13 protein-coding genes and 1 tRNA gene are annotated in these 13,734 nt (G+C 63.4%); 9 read left to right on the forward strand and 5 right to left on the reverse strand.

Translation table 11 applies throughout. The annotated features are described in order from the left end of the window. Positions 1-174 precede the first annotated feature (174 nt). On the forward strand, positions 175-1,227 hold the full coding sequence (locus NKJ55_RS00655) for a threonine aldolase family protein (RefSeq protein WP_352448230.1): 1,053 nt from the start codon (positions 175-177) through the stop codon (positions 1,225-1,227). 89 nt (positions 1,228-1,316) lie between these two features. On the opposite strand, the gene NKJ55_RS00660 is transcribed toward NKJ55_RS00655, so the two are convergent. Continuing rightward, positions 1,317-1,781 carry an Hsp20 family protein gene (locus NKJ55_RS00660; protein ID WP_352448231.1) on the reverse strand — a complete coding sequence of 155 codons (465 nt, stop codon included), beginning with the start codon at positions 1,779-1,781 and terminating at the stop codon, positions 1,317-1,319. 474 nt (positions 1,782-2,255) lie between these two features. Between NKJ55_RS00660 and NKJ55_RS00665 the strand changes: the two genes are divergently transcribed. Together NKJ55_RS00665 and NKJ55_RS00670 are read left to right on the forward strand one after the other, a co-directional pair. Beyond that, the gene (locus NKJ55_RS00665) at positions 2,256-3,230 is read left to right on the forward strand and encodes an alpha/beta fold hydrolase (RefSeq protein WP_352448232.1); all 975 of its coding nucleotides are present in this window, start codon (positions 2,256-2,258) and stop codon (positions 3,228-3,230) included. Between the two features lie 138 nt (positions 3,231-3,368). Next, positions 3,369-3,827: a styrene oxide isomerase gene (locus NKJ55_RS00670; protein ID WP_352448233.1), complete on the forward strand. Its 459-nt coding sequence runs from the start codon at positions 3,369-3,371 to the stop codon at positions 3,825-3,827. Positions 3,828-3,972: 145 nt separating this feature from the next. On the opposite strand, the gene hisN is transcribed toward NKJ55_RS00670, so the two are convergent. Beyond that, positions 3,973-4,746: a histidinol-phosphatase gene (hisN, locus tag NKJ55_RS00675; protein WP_352448234.1), complete on the reverse strand. Its 774-nt coding sequence runs from the start codon at positions 4,744-4,746 to the stop codon at positions 3,973-3,975. Between the two features lie 326 nt (positions 4,747-5,072). Then, positions 5,073-6,014, reverse strand: coding sequence for an N-formylglutamate amidohydrolase (locus tag NKJ55_RS00680; RefSeq protein WP_352448235.1), 942 nt, complete (start codon positions 6,012-6,014; stop codon positions 5,073-5,075). 153 nt (positions 6,015-6,167) lie between these two features. Here NKJ55_RS00680 and cpdR point away from each other — a divergent pair, with 153 nt between their 5' ends. Together cpdR and NKJ55_RS00690 are read left to right on the forward strand one after the other, a co-directional pair. Further along, on the forward strand, positions 6,168-6,530 hold the full coding sequence (cpdR, locus tag NKJ55_RS00685) for a cell cycle two-component system response regulator CpdR (protein ID WP_006199474.1): 363 nt from the start codon (positions 6,168-6,170) through the stop codon (positions 6,528-6,530). Between the two features lie 104 nt (positions 6,531-6,634). Next, positions 6,635-6,709, forward strand: a tRNA-Val gene (locus tag NKJ55_RS00690). A gap of 66 nt (positions 6,710-6,775) precedes the next feature. On the opposite strand, the gene fcl is transcribed toward NKJ55_RS00690, so the two are convergent. Continuing rightward, a complete protein-coding gene (gene fcl, locus NKJ55_RS00695; RefSeq protein WP_352448236.1) occupies positions 6,776-7,738 on the reverse strand; it encodes a GDP-L-fucose synthase in 963 nt (320 codons plus the stop codon). 162 nt (positions 7,739-7,900) lie between these two features. Continuing rightward, positions 7,901-9,055, reverse strand: a complete 1,155-nt coding sequence (locus NKJ55_RS00700; protein WP_352448237.1) for a dihydrodipicolinate synthase family protein — start codon at positions 9,053-9,055, stop codon at positions 7,901-7,903. A gap of 242 nt (positions 9,056-9,297) precedes the next feature. Between NKJ55_RS00700 and NKJ55_RS00705 the strand changes: the two genes are divergently transcribed. The 4 genes from NKJ55_RS00705 to NKJ55_RS00720 are packed head-to-tail and all read left to right on the forward strand — an operon-like array spanning position 9,298 to position 13,733. Next, entirely contained in the window at positions 9,298-10,353 is a 1,056-nt protein-coding gene (locus NKJ55_RS00705) for a LacI family DNA-binding transcriptional regulator (RefSeq protein ID WP_352448238.1), read from the forward strand. After that, positions 10,350-11,366 carry a Gfo/Idh/MocA family protein gene (locus tag NKJ55_RS00710; protein WP_352448239.1) on the forward strand — a complete coding sequence of 339 codons (1,017 nt, stop codon included), beginning with the start codon at positions 10,350-10,352 and terminating at the stop codon, positions 11,364-11,366. Before NKJ55_RS00705 ends, NKJ55_RS00710 begins: the two co-directional genes overlap by 4 nt. Continuing rightward, a complete protein-coding gene (locus NKJ55_RS00715) occupies positions 11,363-12,964 on the forward strand; it encodes an acyl CoA:acetate/3-ketoacid CoA transferase (protein WP_352448240.1) in 1,602 nt (533 codons plus the stop codon). Before NKJ55_RS00710 ends, NKJ55_RS00715 begins: the two co-directional genes overlap by 4 nt. Next, entirely contained in the window at positions 12,957-13,733 is a 777-nt protein-coding gene (locus NKJ55_RS00720; RefSeq protein ID WP_352448241.1) for an enoyl-CoA hydratase/isomerase family protein, read from the forward strand. The genes NKJ55_RS00715 and NKJ55_RS00720 overlap by 8 nt, the downstream gene beginning before the upstream one ends. Position 13,734: the final 1 nt, after the last annotated feature.

The following is a 13,734-nucleotide window of genomic DNA, read 5'->3' on the forward strand; positions in this document are numbered from 1 at the left end:
CTTGAAGCTTTCGCGACAGAAAATTGCGCGGAACGCCGTGTCAGCGTAGCCTTCAGTCGCTGCATATACGCTCATGCGTTTCGCTGGCTTTAGCGGATTTTCGGCATCTGCCACTTGCGGCCGGCATGCGAAAGCGGCCAAGCTCGCATCGATTTCCCCAGCATAGGCAGACGCATGATTTTCGCTTCCGACAATTGGGCAGGCGCCCATCCCCGTATCGCTGCCGGTCTGTCGGCCCATGCCGACGGCTTCTCCACCGCCTATGGCGACGGTGCCCTCGACAAGGCCGTTTACCAGCGCTTCAATGAAATCTTCGAATGCGAGGTCGCGGTGTTTTTCGTCGCCACCGGCACCGCTGCCAATTCGCTGTCGCTGACTACCTATAACAAGCCAGGCGGCATTTCCTTCTGCCATCGCGAATCGCACGTCATCGAGGACGAATGCGGTGCACCGGAATATTTCACCGGCGGTTCGCGGCTTTATACAGTCGAAGGCGCACTCGGCAGGATCGATGCCGGCCATCTGGAACGGGCGGTGGACCATTTCGCACCCGAAAACGTCCATTCCGGGCGGCCGGTTGCCGTTTCGATCACCCAGTCGACCGAAGTCGGCACCGTCTACACGCTGAACGAAATCGCCAGGATTTCGGCGATCGCAAAGCAGCATGGACTCCCGCTGCACATGGATGGGGCCCGCTTTGCCAATGCGCTCGTCGCGCTGGAAACGACGCCGGCCGAAATGACCTGGAAGCATGGCGTTGACATCCTCTCCTTTGGCGGCACCAAGAATGGCTGTTGGTGCGCCGAGGCGATCGTGCTGTTCGACCTCGAGCGAGCCAAGGAATTGGCCTTTTTGCGCAAGCGCGCGGCCCAGCTGTTCTCGAAATCGCGCTTCATCGCCGCGCAATTCGATGCTTATTTCAGGGGTGGGCTATGGCTCGACACAGCACGGCACGCCAATGCGATGGCGGCACGGCTTGCCGCGGCGATAGAAGATTCCCCTTCGGCCCGGCTGGCCTGGCTGCCGCAGGCGAACGAGGTCTTCGCAGTCATGAAAAAGGCCGAGGCCGAAAGAATGCAAGCGGCAGGGGCGGCCTTCCACGACTGGCACAGGCCGCTCGGCTACGACGGCTACATTGGCGAAGACGAAGCGCTCTATCGCTTTGTCACCAGCTTCGCGACCACGCCCGACGAGGTCGACCGTTTCGGCTACCTGCTCGCCGGATAGCAAGCCTTGCCCACCAGCAAAAGAGCGGCGCATTGCTGCACCGCCCTTTCTTCCCGGGGAGTTGGCGTCCCGGAGTTAAGCTGCCTGGCTTAGGCGGCAGTCTTGGCCTCGATCTGCTTGGCCTTGGCCGGAGCCGAGGTGATCGCGATCTTGCGCGGCTTCAGCTCTTCGGGGATGTTGCGCTTGAGGTCGACGAAGAGCAGGCCGTTCTTCAGCGCGGCGCCGACAACCTCGACGTGATCGGCAAGCTGGAAGTGGCGCTCGAAGGCTCGACTGGCGATACCGCGATAGAGCAGTTCGGAGCCTTCGCCATTGCCTTCCTCCTTGCGCTCACCCTTGACGGTCAGCACATTGCGGTGAGCTTCGATCGAAATCTCATCTTCCGAGAAGCCGGCCACAGCCATCGAGATGCGATAGGCATCCTCGCCCGTGCGCTCGATGTTGTAAGGCGGATACGTCTGGCCTTCCGGCTGCGCAAGCGAATCGAGCATGGTGAACAGCCGGTCAAAACCGACGGTCGAACGGTAGAGCGGGGAAAAATCAACGTGACGCATGGTGTGTTCTCCTGTTGAGCAACAAGGTTGCGTATGGCCGGTGCGAAACCCGTGACGGCGTTCCGGATTGGCCAGCGGCCCCGACATTGGCGACCGCATGACAAATTTGGGAAGCCGGCGACGGCATTTCAAGATTTTCCCGCGTCCGAACGCGACCGGTCCCGGCCCACGTCCCGATGCCGATGAACGGCAGATGAACCGTGGCTTCGGCGAGCGTTCAGCCAGGCGGCACTAAAACTGTTCTCGAGATCACGAACAGGTCGCCGGAAAAGGCGACACGACGAGGCCGAACCGGGTGTAACGTCCCTTCCTCCCGGGTCGACAGAGGCCGGAAGTACGCCCAAGGCTGCTTCCGGCCTTATTTCTTCGCTGCCTCGGTCGACCTCCGGCGTCCCGAATTCCTTTGCTTTTGGCGCATGGGCGTCTATGCCTAACTTGCGCCCATGCCGGCACCGATCCCAAACCAAACACCGTATGACCGATCTCTTCCACCAGACGCCGCCTTTCCATGAGACTCCGGGCAATCCGCTGCCGGAAAACGCAGCCGGCGGGTTCTTCACCACGCGCGACAGCAAGAAGATCCGCTATGGTCTGTTTGCCGCGGTTAGCCGTCCGATGAAGGGCACCGTGGTCGTCCTGACCGGCCGCAACGAATGCATCGAGAAGTATTTCGAGACCATTCGCAACCTTGCCGACCGGGGTTTTGGCGTGGCAACCCTCGACTGGCGCGGCCAGGGCGCTTCCGACCGGATGATCGGCGACCGACAGCGCGGCTACGTCCAGAGCTTCTTCGACTATACCGGCGATCTGGAGCAGTTCTTCGAGGAGATCGTGCTGCCCGATTGCCGAGGACCCTACTACATACTGGCCCATTCGGCCGGCGCGGTGATCGCGCTGCTCGCCGCGCCCTCAATGGCGAACCGCGTGCGCCGCATGGTGCTGATCGCACCATTCTTCACCGTGCCCGACCTGCCGGTTTCGATAAAAACCGTTCGCCGCACCTGTTCGCTGTTCTGCCTTCTCGGCCTTGGCCGGCTCTATGCCGCATGGGGTCCGCGACCGAAGGAATCAGTGCCCTTCGCCATGAACAAGCTGACCAGCGACCCGGCGCGCTATCGGCGCAACACGCTGATCTACGAAACCTATCCGCAGCTGGCGCTCGGCGGACCGACGATCCGCTGGCTGAAGGCGGCCACCGAGGCGTCCTTGATCGTCAGCGACCCCGATTTCATGGCCAAGATCCAGGTGCCCTTGCTGATTATCGCCGCCGGCGCCGACCAGGTCGTCTCGACCAGGGCAGTCGAAGCCTATGCGAGACGTCTGCGCGTCGGCTCGCTAGTGATGATCGACGGCGCCCGCCATGAGATTCTCCAGGAAGCCGACCTCTATCGCGAGCAGTTGCTTGCGGCATTCGATGCCTTCATCCCCGGAACCGGCGACGCTGTTTGACCGCTTCGCCGGCGCCCGCCAACAAAGCCCGCACGGGTCGCTTGTCCGACGCAGCGTGCCCCCTTATTCCCGTTAAGGCATCGAGCGCTAGGTTGCTGCCAAAGAGAATGGAGGCCATTCGCCGGGAGAAAAACGACCATGAACGCATCGAATACGCTGTCACGTCAGGGGCATCGGCTACTGCAGATTGGCGTCGCGCTGCTGCTGTTTTCGTCATTCGAAGGGTTTGCAATACCGTATCTCGCCGCACCGCGGCTCGGACTGTCCGCGCACACGCTCAGCGCCCTGGAGGGCGTTCTCTTGCTGGGTCTAGGCCTCACATGGTCTAGGCTCAATCTCGGCGCGGCGACGTCGCGGATTGCTTTCTGGCTGCTGATCTATTCGGCTTCGGCGATCCTGGCCGCCTACGTGATCGCCAGCGCCTGGGCGGCCGGCAACGAGACTATGCCGTTGGCGGCCGGAGCCTTCCACGGAAGTGCCTTTCAGGAAGCTGTGATCAAAGGTGTGGCGTATTCGTCCGCGCCGACCGGCCTCATCTCTTTCGTGCTCATTTTGTGGGGCCTGCGTCTCTCGGACGCTTGGCCTGCCGACAGCTAATGCATGTCGCGCAGCGGTTTTGCGATAACATGCATAAAACAAGCGCGTCACATGAGTTCACTCGAACGCGACGCGATTTGCTTTAGGACCGTACCGCGGTTTCCGTCGGATTTGCGCAAAACAGACGCGTGGGTGCACCGGATGCTCAGCCGCGCAGCGCCGCCATCGCGGCTGCGTGCAGCTCCGGTGTCGCCGCCGCCAGGATGTCGCCGCCGTTTTCCGCCGGCCCGCCTTCGAAGGTGGTGACAACGCCGCCTGCCTTCTCGATGATCGGGATCAGCGCGACGATGTCGTACGGTTTCAATCCGGGATCGGCAACGATATCGACGCTGCCCGCCGCCACCATCGCGAAGGCATAGCAGTCGGTGCCGTAACGGGCGAGCTGGACCTGTTGCTCGAACAGGTCGTAGCGCAGGCGCGCGTCTCCCTTGAACAGCGCCGGCGTGGTGGTGAACAGCGTCGCCTCGGCGAGATTCGTCGTCTTGCGCGTAGCGAGTTTTCGGGAGCCACCGGGACCTTCATAATGCGAGCCGGAGGCATTGGCGTAGAACAACTCGCCGGTGAAGGGCTGCGACATCATGCCGGCGACGGCATCGCCGTCGACCGTCAGCCCGACCAGCGTGCCCCATACCGGCAGGCCGGAAATGAAGGCGCGCGTTCCATCGATCGGATCGATCACCCAGACATGCCGGCTGGAGATGTTTTCGCTGCCATGTTCCTCGCCGAGAATGCCGTGATCGGGGTATTGCGCTGATATCAGCGCCCGGATGGCGCGCTCGGCCTCGCGGTCGGCCTCGGTGACCGGGTCGAAGCTGCCGCGCTCCTTGTTGGTGACCGCGCCCTGGTTGCGGAAGCGCGGCAAGGTCTCGGCTGCGGCGGCACGCGCAATGCGCCGCATGAACTCGATGTTGATGTCCAACTGATTCTCCCGCTCCAGCATGTTTGGAGATACCCGTTTGCCTACGGATTTATGCCGAACAAGGGCGTTCGGAGCCTTTCGCATGGTGCCAACTGTTGCTCGAATGCAACGCCGCCGTCATGGAAATGCAGTTTCCACTTCACAGTGAATTAAAAAAGCCGGAACGCGCCTTGACATTTGTGCAGCGCACAATACGTTTGTTCTCGGACAGGGGTTCCTGTCCATGCCCTCCTTGGGCGTTTCCTCCCTAGACTTCGACCGTGTCGTGCAAACGATGCGGTCTTTTTTTACGCTGCCGCATGAGCGGCGGTACCGCGATTCCGCGGCTATTCGGCGGCCAGCGGCAGATCCATGAAATTGTGATCGGGCATCGCCATCAGTTCGGCCGAAAACCGCGCTAGATCGTCGGCCAGTGCGTCGAAACCAGCCGATCTCTGGAACGTCCGCTCATTCATGTAGAGCCCGCGATTGACCTCGATCTGCAGCGCATGCAGATGGCGCACGGGGCGGCCATAGTGCTCGGTAATGAAGCCTCCGGCATAGGGCTTGTTGTGGGCGACGCTGTAGCCCATGCCGGTGAGCAGGCCGATCGCCGTCTCGGTCAACGCCGCCGCGGCCGAGATGCCGAAACGGTCGCCGACGATGAAATCCGGCCGCAATCCGCTGTCGCCGACCCTTATGCTTGCCGGCATCGAGTGGCAGTCAATCAGCACGGCGTAGCCGAAGCGCGCATGGGTTCTGGTCAAAAGCCGTTTCAGCGTCTCGTGATAGGGCTTGTAGACCGCTTCGATGCGCGCCACGGCTTCCGCCAGCGGCAAGCGGCCGGAATAGATGTCGAGCCCCTCGCCGACCAGCTTGGGCACGGTGCCGAGCCCGCCGGCCACCCGCGCCGAGCGGATGTTGCAGAATGACGGCACCGGTTCGGCGAACATGCGCGGGTCGAGTTCCCACGGCTCCCGATTGACGTCGAGATAGGCGCGCGGGAAGTTTGCCGCCAGCATCGGCGCTCCGAGCGCGACGGCGCCGCCGAACAATTCCTCGACGTAGCAGTCCTCGGAGCGGCGGATGGCGTTGCGGTCCAGCTTGGCCATAGCCATGAACCGGTCCGGATAGTAGCGGCCGCTATGCGGCGAGTTGAAGAGGAAGGGAACGCGCTGTTCGGCGCCCGATCGGATTTCGAAGGGTGGAACGACCGAAAAATCCTCGGCTGCCGTTTTCAATTTGAACGAACCCGGGAATACCAATGCATCATGATGGGAAAGTGCCACCTCGCCGCCCGCATGTCCAGCCGCCGAAGCGCCAGCCAAATCAGGATTGTGCGGCCAACGTTCACTTGATGTTTACCGTCACCTCCTCATATACAGCATGGTTAACGGGCTTGCCGCACGGCATTGTCGGTTGGGTGATTCGGACGGGACAAGATGGCACGCATTCTGCTGGCGGAAGACGACGACGACATGCGCCGGTTCCTCGTCAAGGCGCTGGAGCGCGCCGGTTATCAGGTCAGCGATTTCGACAATGGCGCCAGCGCCTATGAGCGGCTGCGCGAGGAACCTTTTTCGCTGCTTTTGACCGACATCGTCATGCCCGAGATGGATGGCATCGAGCTCGCCCGACGGGCCACGGAGATCGATCCCGACCTCAAGGTGATGTTCATCACCGGCTTCGCCGCCGTCGCGCTGAACCCTGATTCCAAGGCGCCGAAAGACGCCAAGGTGCTATCGAAGCCGTTCCACCTGCGCGACCTCGTCAACGAGGTCGAAAAGATGCTGCAGGCCGCCTGACGCGCTTTTTGTCGCGTCTTGACCGACCCGGCAAGCCAGCCATTCTTTCGCTTTTCCCGCTATTGACGTGCCGAACCAAAAATGGTGTATGCGCGGCTTCGGATGGGCGTGTAGCTCAGCGGGAGAGCACTGCATTGACATTGCAGGGGTCACAGGTTCAATCCCTGTCACGCCCACCATCCAGATAATCCCTCAATTGGCCGTCGGTATTTTTCGTCGACTGATGTTCCCGGCCAATACCGGCCTCAGGCCGCGCCGAGGCGGAGATCCCCGGTCTCGACGTGCTCCAGAAACCACGCATAGGTCTGTTCCAGACCGCTGCGCAGCGAGTAGCGCGGGCGCCAGCCGGTGGCGAACAGACGCGACACGTCCATCAGCTTGCGCGGCGTGCCGTCCGGCTTCGTCGCATCGAACGTTATCGCAGCATCGGCGCCAGCGACCGACACGATGGTGCGGGCAAGATCGGCAATGGTGATGTCTTCTCCCGAGCCGACATTGATGTGGCTGTCGCCCGAATAATTCTTCAGCAACCAGACCAGCGCGTCGGCGGCGTCGTCGACATGCAGGAATTCACGCATCGGCGTGCCTGATCCCCACACCTCCAGGCTGTTGCGGCCGGCGCGCCTGGCCTCGTGCGCCTTGCGCATCAGAGCTGGCACGACATGGCTGGAATTGAGGTCGAAATTGTCGCCCGGACCGTAGAGATTGGTCGGCATCGCCGAGATGTAGTCGACGCCGTACTGGCGCCGATAGGCCTGGCACAGTTTCAGCCCGGCGATCTTGGCGATCGCATACCATTCGTTGGTGGGCTCGAGCGGCCCGGTCAGCAAGGCGTCCTCGGAGATCGGCTGCGCCGCGAATTTGGGATAGATGCAGGATGAGCCGAGAAACAGCAGCTTCTGCACCTCGTTGCGGAAGGCGCTGTCGATGACATTGTTCTGCATGACGAGATTGTCCTGCAGGAAATCGACGGGAAGCCTGTTGTTGGCCAGGATACCGCCGACCTTGGCCGCCGCCATCACCACTGCATCCGGCTTGCGGTCGGCCATCCAGCGCCGCACGCCGGCCTGGTCGAGAAGATCGAGCTCGGCGCGCGAGGCGGTCATAACCTCGCAATCCTCGTCGGCCAATCTGCGCAGGATGGCCGAGCCGACCATGCCGCGATGTCCGGCCACGAAAACGCGCTTGCCCTGAAGGTCGAAGGTCATCAGCTTACCCCAATGCAGAACGGCACCTATGCCAGTTGGCCGGCGGAGCGCCGGATCGGCTTCTCTGTTGCCGGACGCATACCGCATACAGATTTGCCCAGACAAGGCAAATCGCAAAGCCACCCGAAGCAACCTTTGGATCGGACGCTGTAGCGCTCGCGATCAGACGCCCGCTACCGCGCAGAGGCTTGTCATTCTGGCAATGGCAAGCTCGGGGTCGGCCAGCAACCCTGCCTGGTCGGCAAGGCGAAAGACATCGGAATAGTGACGGATGCCGCGCGCCGATTGCATGCCGCCGATCATCGAAAAATGCTCCTGGTGGCCGTTCAGCCATGCCATGAAGACGATGCCGGCCTTGTAATATTCGGTCGGCACCTCGAAGATTTTGCGCGACAGCGGCACTGTCGGCGCCATCAGCGCGTCATAGCCGGCGCGGTCGCCGTCGGCCAGCTTTGCCAGCGCTGCATTGGCGACCGGCGCGATCGCATCGAAAATGCCGAGCAGCGCGTGCGAATGTCTGTCGCCGTCGCCGGCGATCAGCTCGGGGTAATTGAAATCGTCGCCGGTGAACATCAGCACGCCCTCAGGCAGCCGGTCCCTGAGCGCAATCTCCTTGCCGACATCGAGCAGCGATATCTTTATGCCTTCGACCTTGCCGGCATGGCGTTCGATGATCGCGACCACCGTCTCCAGCGCAGTTTCGAAGTCGCTGCTGCCCCAGTAGCCTTTCAGCGCGGGGTCGAACATGTCGCCCAGCCAGTGCAGGATGACCTTGCCGGAGGCCTGGGACAGGATGCGGTCGTAGACGCCGATATAGTCGTCGGGGCCTTTGGCGACCGCCGCCAGCGCCCGGCTGGCCATCATGATCGCCTTGCCGCCAAGCCCTTCGATGAAGCCGAGCTGTTCTTCATAGGCCGCGATGACATCGTCTAGCCTGCTGGCGCCCCCCGGCGCCAGATGGTCGGTGCCGGCGCCCGACGCAAGATCGGCGCCTTCGACGCTTCGCGCCTCGGCGATCGAGCGGCGGATCAATTCCTTGGCATTCGCCCAGTCGAAACCCATGCCGCGTTGAGAGGTGTCCATCGCTTCGGCGACACGGAAGCCAAGCCCCCAGAGGTGATGGCGAAACGCCATCGTCTTGTCCCAGTCGACCGCGGGCCTCGACCACGGATCGGTCATGGCGAGGGGATCGGCAACGACATGGGCGGCGGCGTAGGCGATACGCGAGAAGCGAGCGCCGGCCACAGGCTGTACCGGCTGGCCGACAAGCCGGCAGCGGACACGGCCGGCGCCTTCCCCGGGCAAGGTGATGTCCATGGCTCTCTCCCTTGCCAACGCCTGTTAAATGGAACGTTCCAACAAATCAAGATATTTTGACTCCTGCCTCGTGCAGCGAAAATTGCTGCATCGCAGCAGCCGAAAGCCCTGCTTGCCGGAGAATTGCGCCACCGAGCCGCATTTTTCCCGGCTTCGCAAAAACGCGATTGACTCAAATGCGCCGCAGGGATTAGATCGTTCCAATAAAATCGCACAAGAAACCACCGGGAGGACAGATCTGGATGGCCAGCCGGGCCAAGGCAACGATACTCGACATCGCCCGTGAGGCGGGCGTGTCCAAATCGACGGTATCGCTGGTGCTGCAAGGCAGCGGGCTGATCCGGCCCGAAACCGCGCTCAAGGTGCGCAAGGCGATCGAGGACGTCGGCTATGTCTACAACCGCGGCGCCGCCAATCTGCGCAAGGCCCATTCCAACGTCATCGGCATGGTCATCAACGATCTCACCAATCCGTTTTTCGCCGAGCTCGCGGTCGGCATGGAGCGCGTCTTCCAGTCGGCCGGAGTCGTGCCTTTCATCGCCAATACGGCTGAAAACCCGGTGCGCCAGGAAGAGGTTCTGAAATCGTTGATGGAGCAGGGTGTCGCCGGGCTCGTCGTGTCGCCGGCGCGCGGCACCACGCCTGGTGCGTTCCGTCGCCTTGAGACCGCAGGCGTTCCGGTCGTCTTCGTCATGCGCCGGCTTCCCGAAAGCCGTATCCCGGTGATCACGCCCGACAATCATCGCGGCGCCTATCTCGCCACCGCCCATCTGATCGGCAAGGGCCACCGCCGGCTGGCCTTCTTCGGCGGCTCGTCCGACCTTGTCGTCTATCACGAGCGCCTGGGCGGCTTTCGCGAGGCCTGTGAAGCGCTCGGCATCGATCCGGCCGACAGGCTGGTCTTCGAGGGCGAAACCAGCCGCAAGGGCGGTATTGCCTGCCTGGAAACCGCACTTGCCATGGCCGCGCCGCCGACCGCGGCCCTTTGCTTCAACGATGCGGTCGCCTTCGGCGTCTTGCTGGCGCTGCGCAAGCGCGGCCTGGAACCCGGCGCGGACTTTGCCGTCGTCGGCTTCGACGACGTCGCCGAGGCCGAGCACTATATGCCGGCGCTGACCAGCGTCGCGGTGAACACCGCCGGCCTCGGCGAGCGCGCCGCCCATGTCGTGCTGAAGATGATCCAGTCGCGCACCACGCGCGCCGAGGATCATATCGGCGCCGTCAACCTCGTGGTCCGGGAAAGCTGCGGCCCCGATCGCAATGGAACTCGGCGTGCAGGAATGGGAGACGCGGCATGACCGTCCGATGGGGATTGATCGGCGCCAGCACGATCGCAAGACAGTTCATGATCGGCGCCATCCGCGCGCAGAAGGACGGCGAGATCGCCGCGGTGATGAGCTCCAGCCCGGAGCGCGCCGCCAATTACGCCGGTGAAAACCGCATTCCGGCGGCGGTCTCGACGCTCGACGCCCTGCTCAAATCCGATATCGACGCCGTCTACATCTCGACCACTAACGAATTGCATCTCGAACAGGCACTCGCCGCCATCGAGGCGGGAAAGCATGTGCTGTGCGAAAAGCCGCTGGCGCTGACCAGCGCCGACGCGCGCAAGATGGTCGCGGCGGCCAGGGCCGCCGGCGTTGTGCTCGGCACCAATCACCATCTGCGCAATGCCGGCTCGCATCGGGCGATGCGCGAAGCGATCGCTGGCGGCCGCATCGGCAGGCCGATCGCCGCGCGCGTCTTCCACTCTGTCTATCTGCCGGAACACCTGCAGGGCTGGCGCATCACCAGGCCGGACGCGGGCGGCGGCGTGGTGCTCGACATCACCGTCCACGATGCCGACACGCTGCGCTTCGTGCTCGGCGACGATCCGGTCGAGATCTCGGCGTTCACACAATCGGCCGGCATGGCCGCCGGCGGGCTGGAAGACGGCGCCATGTGCCTCTGGCGCTTCGCATCGGGCGTCATCGCCCAGTCGCACGAGGGCTTTACCACCAAATTCGCCGGCAGCGGCTTCGAGGTGCATGGCAGCGAAGGCTCGCTGATCGCCAAGGACGTGATGACGCAGAAGCCGCTCGGCTCTGTGTTGCTTCGCACGGCACAGGGTGAGGAGGAATTGAGCTTCGACCGCGAAGACCTCTATGCCCGTTCGCTGCGCGAATTCCACGCGGCGATCCGCGGCGAGGGCCAGCCGTCCGCCACCGGCGAGGACGGCGTCTGGTCGCTGACATCAGCCGAAGCGGCATTGCAATCGGCCAGGTCCGGAAACGCCGTTGCCATCGACCCGAAGCTCGGGAGCGCCGCGTGAGCAAGCTCGTTTCAGCTGCTGAGGCTGCCGGCCTGATCAGGGATGGCATGGTCGTTTCCGTGTCGTCGTCGAGCGGCCTCGGCTGCCCGGATGCGGTGCTTGCCGCGATCGGCGAGCGCTTCGACGCCGAAGGCCATCCCAGGGACATCACGACGCTGCACCCGATCGCCGCCGGTGACATGTACGGCATCAAGGGCATCGACCATCTAGCCAAGCCCGGCCTGTTGAAGCGCACTTTGTGCGGCTCCTATCCGTCCGGGCCGTCATCGTCGGAACCGCCGCAGATCTGGAAGATGATCGGCGACAATACGGTCGCCGCCTACAACGTGCCGTCCGGCATTCTGTTCGACATGCACCGCGAAGCCGCGGCCAAGCGCCCCGGCGTGCTGACCAAGGTCGGGCTCGATACCTTTGCCGACCCGCGCCATCAGGGTTGCGCCATGAATGCTGCCGCCAGCGAGCCGATCGTTTCGGTGCAGCAGTTCGACGGCGAGGAATGGCTCTATTTCCGCTCGATCGTACCGCAGGTCGCGATCATCCGCGCCACCACGGCGGACGAGCGCGGCAACCTTACCTATGAGCATGAGGGTGCCTATCTCGGCGGCCTCGAACAGGCGCTGGCCGCCCGCAACAATGGCGGCATCGTCATCGCGCAGGTCAAGCGCGTCGTCGAGAACGGCACGCTGAAGCCGCACGATGTGCGCGTGCCCGGCGTGCTGGTCGACCATATCGTGGTGGCGCCCGACCAGTTGCAGACGACGCTGACGCCTTACGATCCGGCCATCTCCGGCGAGATCTTCCGGCCGCTGTCGAGCTTTCGCAACGCCGAGATGAACGTCCAGAAGGTCATTGCGCGCCGCGTCGCCATGGAGCTTGCCGACGGCATGGCGGTCAATATCGGCTTCGGCATCTCGGCCAATGTGCCGCGCATTCTGCTCGAGGAAGGCCAGCACGGCAAGGTCACCTGGGTCATCGAACAGGGCGCGGTCGGCGGCGTGCCGCTGCTCGACTTCAAGTTCGGCTGCTCGTCGAATGCCGACGCCTTCATGCCCTCGCCGCACCAGTTCATCTATTTCCAGGCCGGCGGCTTCGACGCCTCGCTGCTGTCCTTCCTGCAGATCGACCGGCACGGCTCTGTCAATGTCTCGAAGCTTTCGGCGCGGCCGCATGTCACCGCCGGTGCCGGCGGCTTCGTCGACATCACCGCGCGGGCGAAGAAGATCGTCTTTTCCGGTTTCTTCAACGCCGGCGCCAAGCTGTCGCTTGCCGGTGGCGGCATCCGCATCGACCAGGAGGGCAAGGTCAAGAAAGTCGTCGACGAGGTCGAGCATATCTCCTTCTCGGGCAAGCGTGCCGTCGCGCAGGGACAAGACATCACTTATGTCACCGAGCGCTGCGTGATGAAGCTGACGCCTGCGGGGCTGATGGTGACCGAGTTGGCGCCGGGCATCGACCTCGAGCGCGATGTGCTGGCGCAGGCCGAGATCCCGCTCGCCGTCGCCAACGACCTGAAAGTGACGCCGGATGCGCTCTACCGGGACCGGCCGATCGGCCTATCGCTCAATGGCGGCGCGTCGCTTGGAGGCGCACATGGCTGAGCGTCTGGTAACCTTTGAAACCGACGGCGCCATCGGCATTGTCACGCTGCGCCGGCCGGAGAAATTCAACGCGCTCGATATTCCGATGCTGCGGGCGCTGGAAGCGGCACTCGACGAGGCCGAGACAGCAACCGGCGTCCGCGTCGTGCTGGTCTGCGGCGAAGGCAAGGGCTTTTGCGCCGGCGGCGACGTCGAGGCTTGGGCAGAAATGAGCGCTGCCGATTTCCAGGTGCAATGGGTGCGCTACGGCCACCGCGTCTTCGACCGGCTGGCGCGGCTGCGGCAGCCCACGATCGCCGTTCTTGCCGGCCATGCGCTGGGCGGCGGGCTGGAACTGGCGGCGGCTTGCGACTTTCGCGTGGCGGAAACGCAGGTGAAGTTGGGGTTCCCCGAAACCTCGATCGGCGTCGTTCCCGGCTGGTCCGGCACACAGCGCGCCGTGCGCCGCTTCGGCGCGCAGGCAGTGCGGCGGATGGCGCTCGGCGGCGAGGTGTTTCTGGCGACCGAGGCTCTTGCTCTGGGGATTGTCGACCGGGTGGTCGAGACCGGCAAGGCGTTCGCCGAAGCCAAGGCCTGGGCCGGCAAGATCGCCGAGCGCGGGCCACTGGCAACCGAGGCCGCCAAGCTGATGATTGCCATTGCGGAAAGCGAGGAGAGTGCTGCCGCGACCGAAGCGCTGGCCAGCAGCTTCATCGCGCAGACAAACGATCTCAGGGCCGGCGTCGAGGCTTTCAATGCCAAGCAGAAGCCGGCCTTCTCAAGATCTTAGG

The organism is Mesorhizobium sp. M0106 (assembly GCF_040322715.1).
GTDB lineage: Bacteria > Pseudomonadota > Alphaproteobacteria > Rhizobiales > Rhizobiaceae > Mesorhizobium.

Coding starts and splice junctions, on each gene's coding strand:
- NKJ55_RS00710 (WP_352448239.1), top strand. CDS start 10,350: ATGACCGTCCGATGGGGATTGATCGGCGCCAGCACGATCGCAAGACAG.
- NKJ55_RS00700 (WP_352448237.1), bottom strand. CDS start 9,055: ATGGACATCACCTTGCCCGGGGAAGGCGCCGGCCGTGTCCGCTGCCGG.
- fcl (WP_352448236.1), bottom strand. CDS start 7,738: ATGACCTTCGACCTTCAGGGCAAGCGCGTTTTCGTGGCCGGACATCGC.
- NKJ55_RS00705 (WP_352448238.1), top strand. CDS start 9,298: ATGGCCAGCCGGGCCAAGGCAACGATACTCGACATCGCCCGTGAGGCG.
- cpdR (WP_006199474.1), top strand. CDS start 6,168: ATGGCACGCATTCTGCTGGCGGAAGACGACGACGACATGCGCCGGTTC.
- NKJ55_RS00660 (WP_352448231.1), bottom strand. CDS start 1,781: ATGCGTCACGTTGATTTTTCCCCGCTCTACCGTTCGACCGTCGGTTTT.
- NKJ55_RS00665 (WP_352448232.1), top strand. CDS start 2,256: ATGACCGATCTCTTCCACCAGACGCCGCCTTTCCATGAGACTCCGGGC.
- NKJ55_RS00720 (WP_352448241.1), top strand. CDS start 12,957: ATGGCTGAGCGTCTGGTAACCTTTGAAACCGACGGCGCCATCGGCATT.
- NKJ55_RS00670 (WP_352448233.1), top strand. CDS start 3,369: ATGAACGCATCGAATACGCTGTCACGTCAGGGGCATCGGCTACTGCAG.
- NKJ55_RS00655 (WP_352448230.1), top strand. CDS start 175: ATGATTTTCGCTTCCGACAATTGGGCAGGCGCCCATCCCCGTATCGCT.